At 39.0% G+C, this 20854-nt stretch carries 18 protein-coding genes; 7 read left to right on the forward strand and 11 right to left on the reverse strand.

Annotated elements, in window-relative coordinates; translation table 11 throughout:
• Positions 1 to 16: 16 nt before the first annotated feature.
• The 5 genes from CRT24_RS20175 to CRT24_RS20195 form a co-directional block, all read right to left on the reverse strand.
• Complete coding sequence (locus CRT24_RS20175; protein ID WP_099372899.1) at positions 17 to 982, reverse strand: metallophosphoesterase; 966 nt, start codon at positions 980 to 982, stop codon at positions 17 to 19.
• Complete coding sequence (locus CRT24_RS20180) at positions 957 to 1721, reverse strand: 5'-nucleotidase C-terminal domain-containing protein (protein WP_257214116.1); 765 nt, start codon at positions 1719 to 1721, stop codon at positions 957 to 959. Before CRT24_RS20180 ends, CRT24_RS20175 begins: the two co-directional genes overlap by 26 nt.
• Positions 1722 to 1825: 104 nt before the next feature.
• On the reverse strand, positions 1826 to 3061 hold the full coding sequence (locus CRT24_RS20185) for an ROK family protein (protein WP_099372900.1): 1236 nt from the start codon (positions 3059 to 3061) through the stop codon (positions 1826 to 1828).
• 297 nt (positions 3062 to 3358) lie between these two features.
• Positions 3359 to 4618, reverse strand: coding sequence for a PQQ-dependent sugar dehydrogenase (locus CRT24_RS20190; protein ID WP_099372901.1), 1260 nt, complete (start codon positions 4616 to 4618; stop codon positions 3359 to 3361).
• A 27-nt stretch (positions 4619 to 4645) separates the two neighbouring features.
• Complete coding sequence (locus CRT24_RS20195) at positions 4646 to 5158, reverse strand: YqgE/AlgH family protein (protein WP_257214117.1); 513 nt, start codon at positions 5156 to 5158, stop codon at positions 4646 to 4648.
• Between the two features lie 188 nt (positions 5159 to 5346).
• Between CRT24_RS20195 and pdxH the strand changes: the two genes are divergently transcribed.
• From pdxH to CRT24_RS20210, 3 genes are read left to right on the forward strand one after another with little or no spacing between them, the layout of a single operon-like run.
• Positions 5347 to 5997 (forward strand): pyridoxamine 5'-phosphate oxidase, encoded by a 651-nt coding sequence (gene pdxH / locus CRT24_RS20200; protein WP_099372903.1) that lies wholly within the window; start codon positions 5347 to 5349, stop codon positions 5995 to 5997.
• Positions 5998 to 5999: 2 nt separating this feature from the next.
• Positions 6000 to 6491: an NADH-quinone oxidoreductase subunit C gene (locus tag CRT24_RS20205; RefSeq protein WP_099372904.1), complete on the forward strand. Its 492-nt coding sequence runs from the start codon at positions 6000 to 6002 to the stop codon at positions 6489 to 6491.
• Between the two features lie 5 nt (positions 6492 to 6496).
• Positions 6497 to 7690, forward strand: a complete 1194-nt coding sequence (locus CRT24_RS20210) for an NADH-quinone oxidoreductase subunit D (RefSeq protein ID WP_099372905.1) — start codon at positions 6497 to 6499, stop codon at positions 7688 to 7690.
• Positions 7691 to 8299: 609 nt separating this feature from the next.
• On the opposite strand, the gene CRT24_RS20215 is transcribed toward CRT24_RS20210, so the two are convergent.
• The 4 genes from CRT24_RS20215 to CRT24_RS20230 all read right to left on the reverse strand — a co-directional run bounded on the left by CRT24_RS20215 (position 8300) and on the right by CRT24_RS20230 (position 12999).
• A complete protein-coding gene (locus CRT24_RS20215) occupies positions 8300 to 8617 on the reverse strand; it encodes a GNAT family N-acetyltransferase (RefSeq protein WP_099372906.1) in 318 nt (105 codons plus the stop codon).
• A gap of 221 nt (positions 8618 to 8838) precedes the next feature.
• On the reverse strand, positions 8839 to 9696 hold the full coding sequence (locus CRT24_RS20220) for a hypothetical protein (RefSeq protein WP_099372907.1): 858 nt from the start codon (positions 9694 to 9696) through the stop codon (positions 8839 to 8841).
• A gap of 2 nt (positions 9697 to 9698) precedes the next feature.
• The gene (locus CRT24_RS20225) at positions 9699 to 10310 is read right to left on the reverse strand and encodes a hypothetical protein (protein WP_144034624.1); all 612 of its coding nucleotides are present in this window, start codon (positions 10308 to 10310) and stop codon (positions 9699 to 9701) included.
• 916 nt (positions 10311 to 11226) lie between these two features.
• Positions 11227 to 12999 (reverse strand): long-chain fatty acid--CoA ligase, encoded by a 1773-nt coding sequence (locus CRT24_RS20230; RefSeq protein ID WP_099372909.1) that lies wholly within the window; start codon positions 12997 to 12999, stop codon positions 11227 to 11229.
• Positions 13000 to 13244: 245 nt separating this feature from the next.
• Between CRT24_RS20230 and CRT24_RS20235 the strand changes: the two genes are divergently transcribed.
• Complete coding sequence (locus CRT24_RS20235; protein ID WP_306473193.1) at positions 13245 to 15020, forward strand: aromatic amino acid hydroxylase; 1776 nt, start codon at positions 13245 to 13247, stop codon at positions 15018 to 15020.
• Here the strand turns inward: CRT24_RS20235 and CRT24_RS20240 are convergent.
• The gene (locus CRT24_RS20240; protein WP_099372910.1) at positions 15006 to 15902 is read right to left on the reverse strand and encodes a flavin reductase family protein; all 897 of its coding nucleotides are present in this window, start codon (positions 15900 to 15902) and stop codon (positions 15006 to 15008) included. The two genes, CRT24_RS20235 and CRT24_RS20240, sit on opposite strands and share 15 nt — an antisense overlap.
• A 20-nt stretch (positions 15903 to 15922) precedes the next feature.
• Complete coding sequence (locus tag CRT24_RS20245) at positions 15923 to 16909, reverse strand: fumarylacetoacetate hydrolase family protein (protein WP_099372911.1); 987 nt, start codon at positions 16907 to 16909, stop codon at positions 15923 to 15925.
• Between the two features lie 336 nt (positions 16910 to 17245).
• On the opposite strand from CRT24_RS20245, the gene CRT24_RS20250 reads away from it, so the two are divergent.
• Genes CRT24_RS20250 through CRT24_RS20260 form a run of 3 tightly spaced genes read left to right on the forward strand, consistent with a single transcriptional unit; the run spans position 17246 to position 20804 of the window.
• Positions 17246 to 18409 (forward strand): homogentisate 1,2-dioxygenase, encoded by a 1164-nt coding sequence (locus CRT24_RS20250; protein WP_099372912.1) that lies wholly within the window; start codon positions 17246 to 17248, stop codon positions 18407 to 18409.
• Between the two features lie 13 nt (positions 18410 to 18422).
• Positions 18423 to 19550, forward strand: coding sequence for a 4-hydroxyphenylpyruvate dioxygenase (gene hppD / locus CRT24_RS20255; protein WP_218962671.1), 1128 nt, complete (start codon positions 18423 to 18425; stop codon positions 19548 to 19550).
• A 24-nt stretch (positions 19551 to 19574) separates the two neighbouring features.
• Positions 19575 to 20804 carry a Glu/Leu/Phe/Val dehydrogenase dimerization domain-containing protein gene (locus CRT24_RS20260; protein WP_099372914.1) on the forward strand — a complete coding sequence of 410 codons (1230 nt, stop codon included), beginning with the start codon at positions 19575 to 19577 and terminating at the stop codon, positions 20802 to 20804.
• The last annotated feature ends 50 nt before the right edge of the window (positions 20805 to 20854 follow it).

Below are 20854 nucleotides of genomic sequence, written 5' to 3' on the forward strand. Positions count from 1 at the left end.
CTTAAAGTTATTCGGTTTAAGCCGTTAGCATTTTTTTCTTATCTAAACTGTTGTCAATGCGGTAAGTCGTAGCAATGCTTTTTTTAGTCCCTCTTTTTTTGTCCAGGATAAAGTCGATTCTTCCAAGGTTAACCCCAGAAAATCCAGTTTGGTTGACAAGTGTTATTTCATTGTCCAGGTTTTTTACCTCTGTAGGTTTTTCTAAGAATGTGTGGGTATGCCCACCAATAATTAGATCGATATTCCTGGAGTTTTTCGCCAATAATAGGTCCGATACTTTGTTCGTGTCATATGAATAACCAATATGAGAAAGACAGATGATTAAATCACATTTTAGTTCTTTCTTTAGCTTTTCGGTATACTTGGCAGCAGTTTCTATAGGGTCTGTGATTTTTACGCCTTGATAACTTCTTGGGTCTACCATTCCATTTAGGTCAACACCAACGCCAAAAACGCCAATTCTGACACCATCGCGTTCAAAGATCAAGTGATCCTTGGTCTTGCCTTCCATAATAGTGCCTGTAAAATCATAGTTAGAGGTTACAAAAGGAAAGTTCGCCTTGTCAAAGTGTTTTAATAACCCTGGCAATCCATTGTCAAATTCATGGTTTCCAAATGTTCCTGCATCATAGCCTAGTTTTGACATGAGCTCGAGTTCAACCTGCCCATCAAAAACATTGAAATATGGAGTTCCTTGAAACATGTCGCCAGCATCAAAAAGCAAAACGTTCTTTTCCTCAGACCTTATTTTCTGTATCAATGTGCTTCGACGTGCCACACCTCCCAAACCTTGAAGTCTAGAACCATCCATAGGGTAGGGCTCGATCCTGCTATGTACATCATTCGTATGCAAAAAAGTAATCTTTACTTCTTTGGATTTGCTATATCCAGTAAATGGAATGGAGCTAAGGGTCGCCGTAGCACCGATCGCTGCCAAGCTCTTTATAAAGCTTCTTCTATTCAATGATTTTAACTCTTCCATCTAATTTTGCTTCTACTTTTTTACCTTCTTTAGTTAATTGCTGTACATATGCTATCAGACCTTCACGAACACGTTCAGAAGTCGTAACTCGACTTACAGGATTGCCAATTCCCCTGACCAAATCCCCACCGTTGGCGATGAAGTCATATGTAGCTAGTTTATATGTTTTATTGGGGTCAATATCTTGGCCTCCAATCTTGAAACTCTGCAATTTCTTGTTTTTTATTTGCGTCACAACATTTCCCACAGGCTGACCATTAGTTTCGGCAATAAAATCTGCCAATACCTGCACGTCTGTGCCTTTTAGTTCAAGGATAGTGATATAATTTTCGAAGGGCATTACTTCGAATATCGATCCCACTGTCACATCTCCCTGTTTTATTCCCGCACGGATCCCATCTTTGGTTGCTAGGGAAAAGGAAACCTCAGGGTCTACTTTGCGACCGATGGCCAAAAGAGCGTCAGCGAAGAAATTACTCAATTGAGATTCTGGAAGATTACGGTTTTTGATCAAAGCTTCAGGAGCATATCCCAAAACCTCGTTCATCTTATCTTCAAGTTGATTCTTATAAGGCAAAATATAATTACGGATTGCTGTATCTTCTGGAACCTTATTGTTGATTTCCAGCATTTGTTTGTTCGTTACAGCAGATTGGTAATAAGTGGTCTTGCAGGAGCCGAAGACCAAAAGCATAGATATCCCTAAAAGGATACTATACTTCGATAGCTGTGTACTCATATCATGAAATTATACGCAAAGGTATTAAGATTGCCCTGAATCCAAAAGCATTTCCATGATAAATAAAACGATTTGCTAAAGATTAATCTTTAGGTAATTTTAAATTAATTTTTCCCGATTCTTTCCTCAAAATAGCAGTTTACGAAATGCTTGCTCAAGGCAAACAATTGGCCGTTTGGACCCATAGTAGAGACCTGCAAGCTGCAACCTGATGATATTTTGCTCATGGAATAAGTTTGGATCTGTTGCTGAATAGGTGTGATCATCAGCATAGAAGATCTTGCGAAGCTGCCGGAAAGAACAATGGTTTCTGGATTAAAAACCTGCATAAATAAGGAAATAGCACGCCCTAATTTGCTGCCAAGCTCCGAAATTAATTGAATTGCATATTGATCGCCATCCAAGGCAGACTGAATAATATGTTCAGGAGTTAATGGCTTGTCACCAAATTTGCTGTAGATTAGGGTAGGAATCCCCAGCTCAATATCTTTAGTTGCTTTATTGACTAAGGCAGTACCAGATACCAGGGTTTCCAAACATCCTCGCTTCCCACAATAGCATAATTCACCCTCATTCACAAAACTAATATGTCCCATTTCTCCTGAAAAACCATCTTTGCCCATATAGATCTCTCCATTGGCAACAATCCCTAAAGAGATGCCCCAATCTAAACGGATGACCAAGGCATCCTTTCTGTGTTTCAGTTTGCCGTATGCCTGTTCCGCCAATGTTGCAGCCTTCGCGTCATTAACAATTATGGTTTTTTTGTTGAACTCATGCTCAATATGTTTCTCTAAGTTGAAACCAGCTTCATAAAAATAGGTGTAATTCTCACCGCTGTTTCGCTCCACTAAACCTGGCATGGAAATACTGATGCCCGTAATGAGCTCTAAATCCAATTTATGCTCCTTAAGATATCTTCTTACGATAATTAAGAAAGCAGGAAGTTCGCTTAAATCTGTTGATATCTCAAACTGATAGGTTTGGGGTTCATTAAGTATATTGCAGTTGTTATCAAGCAGGGCAATCAAGACTGATTTTCTGTTGATTTCAATGGTCAATACTTTGAAGAGATTGTCATTAAGTTGGTATAAATTAGGTTTTCTCCCACCGAGTGACTCCCCACGCTCATGCTGAATCAGATATTTTCTCTCCACCAAATCCACCATTAAAGTGTTCAGAGTAGGGAAACTTAAGGCTAGGCGTTTCATAAGATCGTTTACAGATGCCTTATCCATCTCATAGACAGCCTTTAATAGGTGAAACTTTTTCTTTGCAGACTTGGTCGTTTTTTTAGATAAACCTGTTGGACTTCCTAAAAGCTTTTCAATAAATTTCATGCTCGGATTATAAGATCTCTTGGTTAATTTTTGCCGTTAAACCTTACAATCAATTAAGATTTAATACGAAAAAATAAACTATTGAATAAATATTTAAATTGAAATCTAAAATAAATAAAAATATTAATATTCAAATTAAATATTAAGCGAAACTTATGTAAAATATTAATTTTTTATATTAAAATTATTTGTTCAGATAATTTTATTGAAAAATAACTTCGAAAATGTCGTAAACAAAAAAGCATCCTTAGCCAAAAGCTAAGGATGCTCAAAATTTATTTTCCTATTAATGATTTTTTACTTTTTGTCTACTTTGTAAAGTTTACCTCCATCAGTAACGGAATAAAGAGCGCCATTTTTACCTTGGATGACGTCTCTGAAACGTTCACCTTTGTCGCCCAATAATCTCTCTTCACCAACAACTTTGTTGTCTTTGATCACTAGTCTGGCAATATGTGTGCTGCTCAACCCACCAATGAATAAGTTGTTTTCCCATTCTGGAACGTTGGAGCCTTTATAGAAAGTCATACCACTAGGTGACAATACAGGGTCCCAATAGTAAACAGGTTGCTCCAATCCATCCTTTTGTTGGATAGGAGGGTTTCCAATTTCGCCACCACTATATTCAATACCGTAAGTAATGATCGGCCATCCGTAGTTTTTGCCCGGTTTCACTAAGTTGATCTCATCACCACCGCGTGGTCCGAACTCTGAATCCCACAGTTCTCCTGAAACTGGGTCAAAGGCTAGACCCTGAACATTACGGTGACCATAAGAATAAATTTCAGGCTTTGCATCTGCTTGTCCTTCAAATGGATTTCCTGCTGCTGGTTTACCGTCTTTTGTAATGCGTACGATTTTACCCAATGCAGAGTTCAGCTGTTGTGCCTGTGGTCTCGTTTCTAAGTCCGAGCGTTCTCCAGTTGAAACGAAGATATTTCCATCTTTGCCGAACAAAATCCTACCGCCGTAATGTAGTTTGCCATTGTAAGTTGGCAATGCTTGATAGATTACAGTAGCACCCTCGATACTTTTTTCGTCTTCAGACAATTTTCCTTTTGCCACTGCGGTGTGATTTCCGCCAGAAGCTGGTTCTGAGAATACCCAATATACCATCCTGTTACTTGCGAAATCAGGATCTAAAGTCACTCCCAAAAGACCTCCTTGCCCTTGTGCATCTACTTTTGGAATACCCGTGATGGCTTCACTTGTAGATTTTGCAGTAGGATCCACAATGCGCATGGTTCCTTCTTTTTCCGTAATCAGTAATCTTCCGTCAGGAAGTTCAGCGATTCCCCAAGGTGATTTCAATCCTTCAACAACTACTTGTCCTTCATAAGGAGTTGTAGTCTTTACTCCTGCAATCCTGGTTTGACCTTCGAATGCAGGTTTGTAATTTGTATTTCCCGGTTTTGTTTCTACAGGTGGATACTTCGTGGTATCTTGACTGGTCGCTGTTGAGTCTGATGGCTCGTGACCATTAGAATTCGCACCAGAACATGAGATAAATGCCGTAGCAGCTGCAAAAAACAATACGTTTGAAAAGTGTTTCTTCATGTTGGTTTATGTTTAATTTATTTTTTTCTAGTTGAACTCAGGCCTTTTTGGAAAATTAGCAACATGAGCATATTTGGGCCCCATACTGATCAAGGCTTCCTTCCAAAGGTTCTCCCCATCGGTAATAAAAGCCAAGTCGATATTGAATGAATTGTGAACAGCCCAAGAGTTCTGTTTGATTTCTTCATCCAATTGCCCAGGACTCCATCCTGAATAGCCCAAGAATATTTTAACTTCCTCAGAACTTATCAAGTTTTCGTTAATCAGGTATTTTAATTTGTCAAAATCTCCGCCCCAGTAAAGGTCATCGACAATATGTGTACCACTCTGTAACTTTTCATAGGCTTTGTGCACGAAAAATAGAGCATTACCTTCAACCGGACCACCAAAATACAAAGGCATCTCCGAATTTTCAACATCTTCGATAACATCTGATAATAGGAGCATAGAACGGTGATTTAAGATCAGCCCTACAGTTCCATCGTTTTCATCATGCTCGCACAATAGAATAACCGAACGCTCGAAATTCTGATCCAGCATGAACGGCTCGGATAAAATAAGACTGCCTCGTTTTGGAATATATTCGTTGAACATAAGAGGAATAGATGTGTTTAATACCAAATTTATAGAATATCCTTATTATTCTACTGTAAAATAGCAATAATTTTTCATTTCAGTTTCTATAAAAAATGGATATTATGTTAAGTTTGTAGGAAATATCCTTAGCCATGTCCATTGAACACAAAGAAATCGCTGCCATTCGTGAAGACTATGCTAAAAGCAGCCTGAGCGAATCCGATGTACTTCAGAATCCTATAGATCAGTTTAAGAAATGGTTTGCCGAAGCAATGACTTCGCAGGTCACAGAACCAACCGCCATGGTGCTGTCCACGGTAGCAGAAAATGGACGCCCATCTTCCAGGGTTGTCCTACTGAAGGATATAAAAGCTCAAGGCATTAGTTTCTTTACAAATTATAATAGTAGGAAAGGGCAGGAGATCATTCAAAACCCACATGTGTCGGCTTTGTTTTTTTGGCCAGAATTGCAACGTCAGGTCCGATTTGAGGCAGAGGTTGAAAAACTGCCGAATTCCGATTCTGATGAGTATTTTGCAACCCGTCCTCGTGGCAGTCAAATCGGGGCGATAGCATCACCACAAAGTTCTATCATCTCTGACCGGGAAGCACTTGAAAACCGTGTGGCTGAAGTAGAACAAGAAATGGATGGTAAGGAAGTACCAAGGCCCGAATTCTGGGGAGGCTTCTTATTGAAGCCCGTAAGAGTTGAGTTTTGGCAGGGAAGAAGTAGCCGACTGCACGATAGGATAGTTTATAACAATGAAAATGGTCAATGGACCATAAACCGTCTAGCACCATAGTTATGATACAGCAATTGATAAAAGACATTGAAGAACATATAAATCCTAAAGCCGTACTGGAAGTTCAGGAAATTGGCCTTCAATCTGCCTTGTATATTGATCCCAGCTATTTAAAGGAGCTATGTTACTTCCTTCGTGATGACCAAAAGTATTACTTCGATTTTTTGGCCAATATAACTGCGGTAGACTATTTTCCAGAACATTATTTTGAGGTTGTTTATAACCTTACTTCTATTCCTTATCAAAAACAATTGACCTTGAAGGTTAAAGTTGAAAGCAGCAGGGAGCTGGATTCTCTACCTGAGGTACCCTCGGTTTGTGAAATCTGGAGAACGGCAGACTGGCATGAGCGTGAAGCCTTTGATCTGATGGGAATATTTTTTACAGATCACCCCGATTTGAGAAGAATCTTAATGCCAGAAGATTGGGTAGGGTATCCATTGAGAAAAGACTATCAAGATCCAGAAACATATCATAACATTCCGGTGAAATAAGAAGCATGAACGAGCGATATCAACAAGCAAATAAAAATTATCTAGATAGAATTAATGCTGTTTCTTCCCAAGAGATGGTCATCAATATGGGACCTCAGCATCCTTCTACTCATGGTGTATTAAGGCTGGAGCTGATAACTGACGGGGAGATCGTTAAGGAAATCATCCCTCACGTGGGCTACCTTCACCGTTGTTTTGACAAACATGCTGAATCCATGAACTATGGAAAGACCATCCCATTTACCGATAGATTGGATTATCTGGCTTCGATGAACAATGCACATGCATTCGTCATGGGAGTAGAAAGAATGCTAGGTATTCAAGATAAACTTCCAAAGCGGATAGAATATATCAGGGTTTTGGTAACCGAGTTAAATAGGATAGCTTCTCACTTAATAGCCGTCGGTACTTATGGGATTGATATAGGTGCCTTTACGCCGTTTATGTGGTGTTTTAGGGACCGTGAACATATTATGAATATGTTGGAATGGGCGTCAGGATCTCGAATGCTTTACAATTACATTTGGGTCGGAGGTCTGTTCTATGATATACCTGTTAATTTTGAAGAACGCTGTCAAGAATTCATTGAATATTTTAAACCAAAACTGGTAGAACTGGATGAGCTATTGTCGAATAACCAAATATTTATCCAACGTACAGCTAATATTGGGGTATTGCCAGCTGATGTAGCCATCAATTATGGCTGCTCGGGGCCTATGCTGAGAGGTTCAGGTATCAAATGGGATTTGAGACGAGTCGATGGGTATTCGGTCTATCCAGAATTGGAGTTTGAAATCCCTGTTGGAAATGGTGAGATGGGGACAAAAGGAGATTGCTGGGATAGATATAAAGTTCGGGTAGATGAAATCAAAGAATCTGTCAAAATTATTGAACAGTGTTTGCCGAGATTGATGCAAGATTTTAAGAGAACACCTGATTTTGACCCGCGAGGCATGGTTCCCAAGAAAGTAAACCTAAAGGCACAAGAATATTACGTAAGGGCAGAGAATCCAAAAGGAGAGCTAGGCTTTTATTTCGTAACGCAAGACAAAACAGATATTCCAAGGCGTGTAAAAGCAAGAGGACCAAGCTATAACAATTTGTCGGTCCTTCCCGAATTAGGAAAAGGAGTCTTGATCGCTGACCTGATTGCCATATTGGGATCTATCGATATTGTGCTTGGTGAGGTCGACCGGTGATTTAAACACGCATGAAAACGCAAAAAATATTAGGAATAATCGATTTAATAACTATATTTGCTATCTCATAATTTAAGTTTATAATTGGTTAATAGTTAGGGGAGCAATTGCCAGATTGCTTCCCTTTCTTTTTTTATATCTTTTGTTCAATTTAGTCGACTAATCATACTTTAAATCCACAAAACACTAACAAATAGATGTGATTTAAAACTCCTGTTCTGTACCCTCTTATAATAGTTTGAATACTAAGTTTTGGTTTTTCATTTTTTCTACTTTTTATGTACTCTTCTTCCACTCTCCGTCCTCTTTCGTTCGGACCTCATTCGGACCTTGTTCGGGTGTTTTCCGAAGAAGCTCCGAACGAGGTCCGAACAAGGTCCGTACGAGAGACGAATGAGAGTATACTGAGATAATAACAAGAGTAAAAGGAAAGACAAAAAGGACCACATTAACGGCTGAAAAGCTAGATTTGAGGTGTAATCACCTATTCTGACAGATCAGGGTAGTCTGATGTTTGGCTTTGTCGGTTTGTGCGGTTTTGGAAGAAATAAAAAAGCCTCTCATTTGGAAAGGCTCTTGTTGTATTTATAGAATTTTCAATGATGATTTTTACAGTTCGTCATATTTTGGAAATCTTTGGGAAACCAATTCTTTCCATTCTGGGTGCTTTTTAATAAATGCAAAAACGTATGGACAATATGGAGAAACCGTTTTTCCTGATTCCTTGATTAGGTTGAGGGTTTTTTCAACCAATGCTGATGCAGCCCCACTACCAGCAAGTTCGGCAGGTGCTTCCGTATGGATCAATGCTACTGTGCTACTTGTTTCTTTATAATCAATAAATGCAATATGTCCATCGACATCTAATTCATATCGATTCTTTTCTTCGTTTTTCTTAACCTGAAGGTTGTTGAATTTTTCTTTCATATCCAATAAACAATAATGTGTGACTTGAGTTTGTACTATGTTGTTTTTTTAATTTCTTTTAATAGTCTTGATAAAAATTCTGATGCCTGTGTTTTCTCATAATCAATGACAGCATGATTACTAACAAGAGCACTTATTTCTACAATTAGTCTATCACTTATTGGAGTAAAATTAAACGTTCTGCTTGAGGATTATCTTGATATATGATAAGATTTTCGTTTTTATTTTAATGGCGTGTATACCATGTCACCATCGTTCAAATTTATTCCAGAGGTCCAAATAGGTCTCAGAAAGTCATTTTCGGTTATTGGTGCGGAGATATATTCTCGTATGACGTCAAATGGATCACCTGTTGCGAGTCCTGTTTCATTGTAATCCAAGATTTGGAAATGTATGGTCGAATTGGCTATTATTGATTCTTCCTGATCTGTCAGGGTTTTTTTTTCATATTTCTTCTGCACTAAGGCCTCAATCTTTTCATATTCTGCATCTGATTCTATGAAAATGGTTGCAAATCTTCCAAATGATAACTGTTCAACATACATCAAATCTTTTGGGTCTAGTCCTTTCAATGCAGGATGTGCTTTTGCTTTCACGATATCAGTTTGACAATTAATGGTATAGATCATATTTGTAAAAGTGGCAACATAGAGTGACTTTGATTTTTTTGACTTTGGATTCACGGCCAGCATGATTTCAGGATTTATCCTCTCGCCGAATACAGCTCCCAATTTTTCATACGATTCTACCTTCAGCACTTTAGGATAACCTGTGCTGACGATAGTAGACAGGTCTTCGCCTTTAATTTCTTTGCGGATAAAATCTCTCATCGAACTCAGGTTGGGAGTCATCGGAGGGACATCTTTGTTGATCATGAGATAAGTTACTTGCGGCAGATTAGATCCTTCAACAATTTCATATTTGTCTTTATCAAGAGAACTGATCTTTAGGATTGCTCCGAGGTATAATTCTTTTGGATTCTTATTGATAAATATCCTGTTGGTTTCATCTTGAATTTCTTGGGCTATCGAATTTAAGCAAAAGAGGCTAAGGAACAGGACTAGTAATTTTCTTTTCATGGTTAATTCTTTTCAGGTGAATAAATGGTATTGATCTTCAGCCATATCGTTTTCATGTCAGCACTGCTTTGGTCACTCAGTATGTCATGGATAGAAATAGGGTTATATAACTGTCCTGTACGTACTGCATTTGAGTTGGCACTTTTCAATTCACTGTTGTATAGAACTATATTCAAGGAGAGTTGGTCCTTGTCATTTTTGTCGGCAAAATGTTTCCAGGATTTGTCTTCATCTTGGTAGATCAACAATTTTTCATTTTCCCATTTTATTTTATAGGCTTCTTGGTAATCTCCAAGTTTTGAAATGAATAATGAATCATTTTTGAATTTCATGGTTTGTGGCCGGAAGTACTTTGGTCTGTTTTTAAAGAATTTACTCTGCTCGGTAGCTTCAAACGATGATTTGGATTGGTCCTTATGGTAAAGATTAAATTCTTGAATGGTTTCAGAACTGTAGGAATATGATAAGTTTTTTTCGGGTTCAGGTTCTGGCTTTGGTTCTGGTTCCGGTTTTACTTTAGGTTCTTCAGGAGCTTTCTTTGTACAGGATTGAAGGTTTGTGAATCCAATAAAAAGCAGTAGCATGATGCATAACTTAATAGTAGTAGATCTCATAGAATTGGTTTAAAGAAATTTAACATAAAATTTACTATTTGTTTATTTGGTGTCGTTAGTTGTAGACTAAGATATGGTTTTTATGATAAAGTTAATAAAATTTCTTTAGGTAGGGCTGACATAGACAGTAGACATAAGACATAAGACATAAGAATTGGTAAAGTTTATAGGAATAAGGCATACTTGGTCGGTGGGGATACCGAGCACTATTTTTGAGGTTAGGGCTTTTTAGATTGATAAGTTGCTGGTTGGTGAGGACACCAACCAGGGCGGGGGCAATGTCATTAAGTTAAGAAAAAAATAGGGACATACACCCCAAAAACCCCATCGGGGTTAAATGCCGGAGGCATGAAATATCTCTTAAATGCCRKCGGCATGMMATATCTATAGAAGTGAAAATCGCCTCAAAAATCAACGYCGTAGGTGTGGCATATTTGTTAAATTCCCTTAGCTTAATGACATTGGGCGGGGGGATGGTCCCTGGGCTTCGACTCCGCTAGCCACCGGTCGAAGGGTGGTCCCTGGTCTTCGACTCCTGGTTTCGGCTCCGCTCAACCAACGCAGCCACCGGTCGAAGGGTGGTTCCTGGGCTTCGGTTCTGCCTTCCACTGAGTCGAAGATCGGCTTTACTCAACCAACGCATCCATCGGTCGAAGTCGGTCCCTGAGTCGAAGGGCCACTCCGCTCAACCAGCATAGCCAACGAAGCGACTGGCTTGGGCATTGATAGTGAATTATATCGCATCAGGTTGTCCTGAAGATGACCTGTCTCTCAGCCTGCGCTTCGGCTCCGCTCAGCGACCGGCTGAGAATCCGCTCAACCAACGCAGCCACCGGTCGAAGTAGGTCCCTGGGCTTCGACTCCGCTCAGCCACCGGTCGAAGGGCGGTCCACCTCCCACATCTCACATCTCACATCTAATCCACCCTATACAACTCTTCAAATTCTTTCTTGTATTTTTCTAGGATGACTTTTCGTTTCATTTTTAGGGTCGGTGTCAATTCGCCGCTTTCAATGGTGAATTCATCGTTTAGGATGATAGGCTTTTTGATCTGCTCCCAGTTTCCGAAATGTTGGTTTGCAAGCTGAACTTCCTTATTGATTTTTCGGACCACTTTCGCTTCATGCAGAAATTTATCCTTTGGCATTCCTTTTAATTCTGGTGCTTCATTTTTTGACCAGTCTTGTAGGTGTGCATAGTTGGGAACGATAAATGCCGATGCGAATTTTTGTCCGTCACCAATGACCATAGCTTGTTCGATATAGTTTGATTCCAGCAATTTCTTTTCTATAGGTTGTGGAACAACGTATTTACCACCAGAAATTTTGAACATTTCTTTCTTGCGGTCTATGATTTTCAAAAAGACACCATCTTCCCATGTCCCGATATCGCCGGTATGTAACCAGCCATCGATAATGGTTTTATCCGTTTCTTCTTTGTTCTTGTAGTATCCTTGCATGACGTTAGGGCCTTTCACAAGGATTTCCCCGTCATCAGCGAGTTTAATTTCAACATATTTTACGGCCAATCCAACTGTGCCGATACGGATTCCTTTCAAGTAATGATTGACAGAGATCAAAGGGGAGGCTTCGGTCATTCCATAACCTTCATAAAGTGGTATTCCTGCTGCGAGGAACACTCTGGCAAGCTTAGCCTGTAAGGAAGCACTGCCGGAGGCAACAGTCAAGAGATGTCCGCCCAATGCATCATACCATTTATCAAGAACTAATTTTTTGGCAAGTTTTAGTTTGAGGTTGTATCCAAAAGATCTGTTTTCAGGATTCGGATCATACTTTTCTGCAACCTCTACGGCCCAATCAAAGATTTTGCGTTTCACACCCGTCAGTTCCAGTCCCGTTTTCATGATCTTCTCATATACTTTTTCTAAGATTCGAGGGACTGCAGTCATGATATGAGGTTTCACTTCGCCAATATTTTGACCGATTTTGTCAAGAGATTCTGCGATATAAATGGTGATTCCAATATACATGTAAGTATAAATTACCATTCTTTCATAAGCATGGCAAGGGGGCAAGAAAGTAAGTCCGCGGTCATAAGCTTTACAAGGCGTGATTTCTCTGGCAGCTTCCACATTGGAAATTATATTGTGATGCGTTAGCATCACACCTTTTGGCTTTCCAGTTGTACCGGAGGTATAAATCAAGGTCGCAAGGTCAGTATGTTTGATATTTGCCCTCAGTTCTTCGATCTTAGAATCAGGGATATGTGCACCTACAGTTTTGAGCTCATCCCAATTGCGTATACCTTCATGTTTATCAATGCAGAAAATATACTTGAGTGTATATATGGATTCTGTTAATTGAGTAAGACGATTGAAGAGATTTTTATTGCTAACGATACATAATTTGATTTCAGCATCATTAAAGATAAACTGATAATCAGAATCGCTGATATTTGGATAGATGGCAACCACAATTGCTCCAATCTGTTGGATTGCGAAGTCAACGATGTGCCATTCAATACTGCTGTCAGCAATTAATCCTACCTTGTCATTAGGTTTTACGCCCAACTCGATCAGTCCTTTGGAAATAGCATTTACTTGCTCCAAATATTCTACTGAAGTCAGGGTTTTCCATTCACCATCCTTTTTATGAGCGAACATATTTAGGTTTGGGAACAGGTCAACTTGCCTAAGGGCAAGGTCAAAAAGTCTAAGATTTTCCTCCATAACATATAAAATCCTGTCTTTCAAGATTATCGACAGGAATCTTAAACTCCATAACACACAGGTGAGTTAAGAAGTTTTGCAAAAATATGAAATTGTTGGGGTTCAAAATAAATAATTTACCATAGGCCGATATAATTTAGGGGATTTTCAGAGTTTGGTACGGCAACATAATAATTTGTCATTTTATTGACAGTAGGTTGTTTTGTTTATGTAGTTAAAAGTTTTAAGTTTGTTTAAACTTAATTATGATGAATACGTATAATAATCCCGTTCTGGAGCAATTGCCTAAACATTTGCAAAGGTACGTGGTGGAGCAGAATTACGACCGTTACAGTACATTGGACCAAGCAATTTGGCGTTATGTGATGCGCCAGAACTACGCATATTTGAAGGACATTGCATACTATCCTTATATACCTGGTTTGACAAAAGCTGGTTTGACCATTGAACGGGTTCCAAACTTGCAATCCATGAATGACAGTTTGCAGAAGATTGGTTGGGGTGCAGTGAAAGTTGATGGATTTATTCCACCGGCAGCATTTATGGAGTTTCAAGCGCATTGTGTTCTGGTTATTGCCGCGGATATTCGTCAGATTGAACATATAACTTATACTCCAGCACCTGATATTATCCATGAATCATCCGGTCATGCTCCAATCATTGGGGAACCTGAATATGCTGCATATTTACAATATTTTGGAGAGGTAGGTTCGAAGGCCATGAGCTCTGCTAAAGATTTTGAGCTTTATGAAGCAATCAGGGCATTGTCTATCGTAAAGGAAAAAGAAGATGCAAGCGAGGAGGAAATAAAAATAGCTACTGAGCATTTCAATAATATTTCCACTAATATGGGAGAACCTTCTGAAATGGCTCTGTTAAGCAGGTTGCATTGGTGGACGGTAGAATATGGGTTAATAGGTACTGTTGAAGATCATAAGATCTATGGTGCAGGGTTATTGTCATCGATAGGTGAAAGTGCTACCTGTATGCAAGCAGATGTCAAGAAGTTGGATTATAATTTAGATACTCTTCAGTATTCTTATGATATTACAAAACCACAGCCTCAATTATTTGTAACGCCAGATTTTAAACATGCCTACAAAGTTTTGGATGAAATTGCTGAGCAAATGGCATTTAGAAAAGGAGGGATGGAAGGGTTGGAGAAAGCTATTGACAGCAAGAATGTATGTACGGTAGAACTTAGTTCTGGACTTCAAATATCTGGAATCTTTACTTCATTTTTTATGGATGAAGGATTGTTTGCCATCAAAACAAACAGCCCAACTGCCTTAGCATACCATAATAAGCAGCTTTCAGGCCATGGTAAGAATTATCATAAAGATGGGTTTAGCTCACCTATAGGAGAGCTATTGGGAAAAAGGAAATCATTGGAGGAATGTAAAATAGAAGATTTGAAGGAAATGGGTATCGAAATTGGAAATCCTTCGACGTTATATTTTCGATCTGGCATAATGGTTACTGGACAAGTTAAGGGATTTGAGTTCAATGAATTGGGTCATGTTTTGATCATCAGTTTTGAAGATTGTACAGTTTTACATGAGCCTACTTCTGAAGTGATTTTTCAACCAGAATGGGGCATATTTGATATGGCTGTTGGAAGTTCCATAAAGTCGGTTTTTGCTGGTGCTGCAGATAAATTTGCATTTGAACCTGAAATTTCGATTTCGGAGGTTAAAACTGAAAAGCTGATTTGGACTGAAGAGCAGAAAGAGCTTCACCAGATTTATCAAGAAATACGTGACTTGCGGGAGCTTGGACATTCAGACCGAACGATATCACAATTGGCTGATATCCTAGATCGCAAATTTTCACAAGATTGGCTGGCGACGGTCGAATTATATGAACTTGCATTTAAAGATGATGATTCAGAAATGCAGATTTTACTGGAACAGCGGCTAAAAGAAAAGGCCAGGAAAAATCCTGACCTTAACAAATTAATTTCTGATGGTATCTTTCTTGCGAAGACCCAACCCATCAATTTGGAATTAGTTTACCAATAATACTTGCCAAGCTTCGTCTACCATTCCATCATCTAGGAATTTTGCGGCGTATCTTTGCAGTTCGTTATTGAGTTGGACCTGGTCTTCTGACCACATGGAAAGAAGGCTGACGATATGTTCATCATTTTTTGTTGATTCATCCAATTCTGGCAAAACTTCAATATTAGCCAACAATCCTAATTGGTTGCCAGTTAGGATGGATGAATTACGGATATGTTCTGGGAGTTGATCTACTCCAATTCCTAATTTTCTGAGAGGTTTTGGGACTTCAAATAAGTTGTCTTTCGTAACTCTGCAATACCAATTTCCACCCAATCTAGCCACGAGATCAAGAGCAGCTTGGTCAATATTATCGTTATCATCAAGGTATTGTCCTTGGACATGCATGCATACTACTTCTGCTAGGACCAAATTGCCAGTTCCTCCGCCTTCTTGGATAGTGATGATGTCTCGAACTTTACATTCCAACTGTACGGGAGATTCAGCGACACGTGGTGGTTTAATGAATTTAGATGGAATGGCGGTCAAGCCAGACTTGACAAATTCGTCTACTTCTTTAGGATAGTCTGTACTTGCTAACGAAGTCTGTTGAACAATATCATAATTTACGATATTGATAACTACTTCATTGACTTCCCTGATATTTGCGAGGGTATGTTTGTCCTGTCCATCCCTCATTTTTGTCAGGGGAGAAAATACGCATACTGGCGGATTTGTGGACATAAAATTGAAATAGCTAAAGGGACTAAGGTTCACATTGCCATCCTTATCAATCGTAGATGCGAAACAGATTGGTCTTGGAGCTATGGCAAATTTGATCATGCTATCGAATAGCGATCCATGAGTTTTTTGGTCAAATGTTTTCGTTTCGTTGAACTGCATATATAAGTTTATAAAATGATTTATTGTTCTGATTCTTCATCGAGGAAGACTTTGTTTTCTAATGTTCCCAATCCTGTCACTTCCATTTTGATAACATCATTGGGTTGTAACCATTGTTCTTGGTGCTTAGGGTCTTTTCTTTTTGCGGTTCCGTTTAATTCCAAAAAGCAACCAGTACCCACTGTTCCTGATCCGATTATATCACCTGGAAATAAAGTTACTCCATAGGATGCCCTTTCTATAATCTCTGCAAATGTCCAATGCATGCTGGCTAGTGTACCTTCAGAAAGCAATTCGTCATTTACCCAACATTTCATTTTTAGATCATAGGTATTTCCGATATGGCCCTCGATGGTTTTAGTTTTGTATTTTTCCAGTTCATCGAATGTGACGAGATAGGGACCGAACATACTTGCGAAATCTTTTCCTTTGGCCGGGCCAAGGTTTAGTTTCATTTCCTGCATTTGTAGATTTCGAGCACTAAGGTCGTTTAGGATCATTATCCCTGCAATATAATTGTCAGCATCTATTGCTTTTATGTTTCGACCTTTTTTATTTATTACGATGGCAACTTCGAGTTCAAAATCCATTTTGTCGAAATGCTCAGGCATGCAATAGACAGGTCCCGGACCTTGTATCGCTTGGTGGTTAGAGAAGTAAAATACTGGGAATTGATCAAATTCAGGTATCATTTCGAGGCCGCGATTGAGGCGTGATGTTTCGACATGTTGTCTGAAAGCATAGGCATCTCTAAAAGATGTTGGGTTAGGGAGTGGGGCTGCCAATCTTATTTCAGAGAAATTCAATCCTTCATTTTGATAGCCTTCGATTTTTTGGAATTTCTCCAATTCATCTTGGGTAATTTTTAAGCCTTGTTTTCCAAGTTGGATGAGTTCTAATGTTGAATTGGGGATTTTATTGGAGATCATATGGCTCGGAAAGACTTTGTCTTCTAAGACGAAACCGAGCTGTTCCTTGCCATTTTCAAAGTATGTTACAATTTTCATAATGAATTTTTGAAAGCTTTGCTTTAAAATTTACAATGGTTATAATATTATGGATATAAGAAATTAAATATCATAATACCATATTTATTTTCTGTAAATCCCTGTAAATATAGAATTATAAAGTTTATCTTTGAAATAATTGATACCCAATATGAACTTAACCAACATGAATCAGAAGAACCTTCCGAAAGGTTTGATGCCTTATATCAAGGCATTGATTGCTGATGTTGTTTTTGCACAATACTAATTTTCCAATTTCATTTTTTTAAGAATTGATATATGGCTTAGGCTATGTAACTCAATTATTATTCAATCATTTTTTATAAACTTTTAATTATGCCACTTTATCATCAATTGGGAAGAATCCCTCAAAAACGACACACCGTTTTCAGAAAGGACGATGGTGAGCTTTATTCAGAAGAACTTGTCTCCACCCATGGGTTTTCGAGTGTATATTCCTTGGTATATCACTGCTATCCACCGACGATCGTAAAAGAGATCAAGGATCCTTATGATGTTTCGCCCAAAGTAGCTAGGGAAAAGCATCTGAAGCACACAAGTCTGAAAGGATTCCAGATGAAACCAAAAGCAGACTATTTAGAAAGTCGAACTCCTGTTTTGGTCAACTCTGACCTTCATATCTCTTTGGCAGCGCCACAGGATTCCATGAACGATTATTTTTACAAGAACAGTCAAGCTGATGAAGTTATTTTTATTCATGAAGGAACAGGTACTTTGAGGACTGGATATGGAGAGATAAAATTCAGCTATGGCGATTACTTAGTTATCCCTAGAGGGGTAATCTATCAAATAGATTTTGATACGGATAAAAATAGATTATTCATTGTAGAATCCTTTGAACCAATCCGTACTCCCAAGAGATATCGAAATGAATTTGGACAATTGATGGAGCATTCTCCTTTCTGTGAGCGCGATATCAGAAAGCCACAAAACCTGAAAACATACGATGAAAAAGGTGATTTTGAGGTTAAGATCAAAAAACAAGGATTGATCTATCCATATATTTATGGAACTCATCCATTTGATTTTGTAGGATGGGATGGTTATCATTATCCTTGGGCATTTTCAATTCATGATTTTATGCCGATTACAGGGATGCTGCACCAACCACCTCCCGTTCATCAAACCTTTGAAACAAATTCATTTGTCCTTTGCAGTTTTTGTCCAAGGATGTATGATTACCATCCTCAATCTATTCCCGCTCCCTATAATCATAGCAATGTTGATTCCGATGAGGTTCTTTATTATGTAGATGGAGATTTCATGAGCAGGAATTCTGTAGAGAAGGGGCAGATTACCTTGCATCCGGGAGGTATTCCGCACGGTCCTCACCCTGGTACCGTTGAGAAAAGCATTGGACAGACCAGAACGGAGGAACTCGCAGTGATGATTGATCCTTTCAGACCTCTGATGTTAACAGAGGAGGCTGTAAAAATAGAGGATGAGGATTATTATAAATCATGGTTAGACTTAAAATAAACATTAAAATATTATGACACAAACATTTGCAGAGAAGATTGCCAAGGCACAGGATTTTTTGCCTATCAATGGAACTGATTATATAGAATTTTACGTAGGCAATGCGAAGCAGGCGGCTCATTTTTATAAGACTGCTTTTGGTTTCCAATCGGAGGCTTATGCTGGTCCTGAGACTGGAATTAGGGATCGGGCTTCTTATGTTTTAAGGCAGAACAAAATCAGAATTATTCTGACTACTGCATTAAAATCTGACAGTGCGATTTCAGAGCATGTTAAGAAACATGGCGATGGAGTGAAGGTGCTTGCTTTATGGGTTGATGATGCTGAAAAATCATTGCAAGAAACGGTGAAGCGAGGTGCCAAAGTGTACCAAGAGCTAGAGGTAAAACAAGATGAGCATGGTGAAGTACGCACTGCTGGAATCTATACCTATGGGGAAACGGTGCACATGTTTGTTGAACGCAAGAACTACAATGGGCCATTTATGCCAGGATATATAAAGTGGGAGAGTGACTATCAGCCAGAGGAAACGGGTTTATTATATGTTGACCACTGTGTTGGAAATGTAGGTTGGGACAGGATGAATGAAACTGTACAATGGTATCAGGATGTATTGGGGTTTGTGAATATTTTGTCTTTTGATGATAAGCAGATCAATACAGAATATTCTGCCTTGATGAGTAAGGTGATGAGTAATGGTAATGGTTATGTTAAATTTCCAATCAATGAGCCTGCAGAAGGAAAGAAAAAGTCACAGATAGAGGAATATTTGGAGTTTTATGAAGGGGAGGGAGTTCAACATGCGGCATTGGCCACCAATGATATCTTGAGTACCGTAAAAGCTTTGAAGGCACGTGGTGTAGAGTTTTTGGGCGCTCCACCAGAGGCATATTATGATATGTTGCCAGAACGTGTTGGTGAGATCGATGAGGAGATCAAAGCCATTCAGGAACTGGGGATTTTGGTTGATAGGGATGAAGAGGGTTATTTGCTACAGATTTTCACGAAGCCAGTTGAGGACCGTCCTACCTTATTCTTTGAGATTATTCAGCGCAAAGGTGCTCAGAGTTTTGGTGCAGGGAATTTCAAGGCCTTATTTGAAGCGATTGAAAGAGAGCAAGAAAAGAGGGGTAATTTATAATATATCCAGATGAACCTATTGATAATGAAAGAATTATTGCAAGAATTTGAGCAAAAACAACCGGAGATTGTTTTTGAATGGAAGGATACGGAGACAGATGCTGAGGGTTGGGTTGTTATCAACTCATTGCGTGGGGGAGCTGCCGGTGGTGGTACACGGATGCGTTCAGGACTAGATCGTAATGAAGTGGAGTCGTTGGCAAAGACGATGGAAGTAAAATTCACCGTTTCAGGTCCTTCAATCGGCGGTGCAAAATCGGGAATTAATTTTGACCCTGCCGACCCCAGAAAGCATGATGTTTTGCAACGTTGGTTTAAGGTAGTGACTCCATTGTTGAAGAATTATTACGGAACGGGTGGTGATCTCAATGTAGATGAAATCTATGATGTAATTCCTTTGACTGAGCAGTTTGGTTTATGGCACCCTCAAGAAGGTGTTTTGAATGGTCATTTTGATATTCGTGAGAATGGCAGGATTCATCAAATTGGTCAATTGAGATATGGAGTTTCCAAAGTTTTGGAGGACTCACATTATAGCCCAGACCTTAAGCGCAAGTTTAAGGTTGCTGATATGATCACAGGATATGGTGTTGCTGAGTCAGTAAAACATTTTTATAATTTATTTGGCGGTAGAATCTCTGAAAAACGCGCCATAATACAAGGCTGGGGTAATGTAGCTGCATCGGCTGCATTCTATCTGAGTAAGATGGGTGTTCAGATTGTGGGGATAATCGACAGGGTTGGAGGATTGCTGAATCCTGATGGTTTTACGGAGGATGAGATTCGCGATTTGTTTTTAGGACGAAAAGGAAATTCTTTATTTGCTGATTCCATGTTGAGTTTTGAGGAGATTAATTCTAGGATTTGGGAAATGGGAGCTGAGATATTCATCCCTGCGGCAGCATCGAGGTTGGTATCAAAGGAGCAGATTCAGCTGATGGTTGAAAATGGACTGGAAGTGATTGCTTCAGGTGCAAATGTTCCTTTTGCTGATAGGGAGATTTTCTATGGTCCAGTGATGGAATACGCAGATCAGCATGTTGCGGTTATTCCAGATTTTGTGGCCAATTGTGGTATGGCTCGGGTATTTGCATACTTGATGCAGCCTAATATTGAAATCAGTGATGATTCATTGTTCCAAGATGTTTCAGAAGTAATCTTAAAGGCTTTGAAAAACATCCATGAATATATGCCAGAAACCAAAACACATATATCGTCCAGGGCTTATGAATTGGCTTTGAGACAATTGCTTTAGGCAATAAAAAAGCATGGTGAATTGAGTTTCACCATGCTTTTATTTTTTAT

This window comes from Sphingobacterium sp. 1.A.5 (genome assembly GCF_002734235.1).
GTDB lineage: Bacteria > Bacteroidota > Bacteroidia > Sphingobacteriales > Sphingobacteriaceae > Sphingobacterium > Sphingobacterium daejeonense.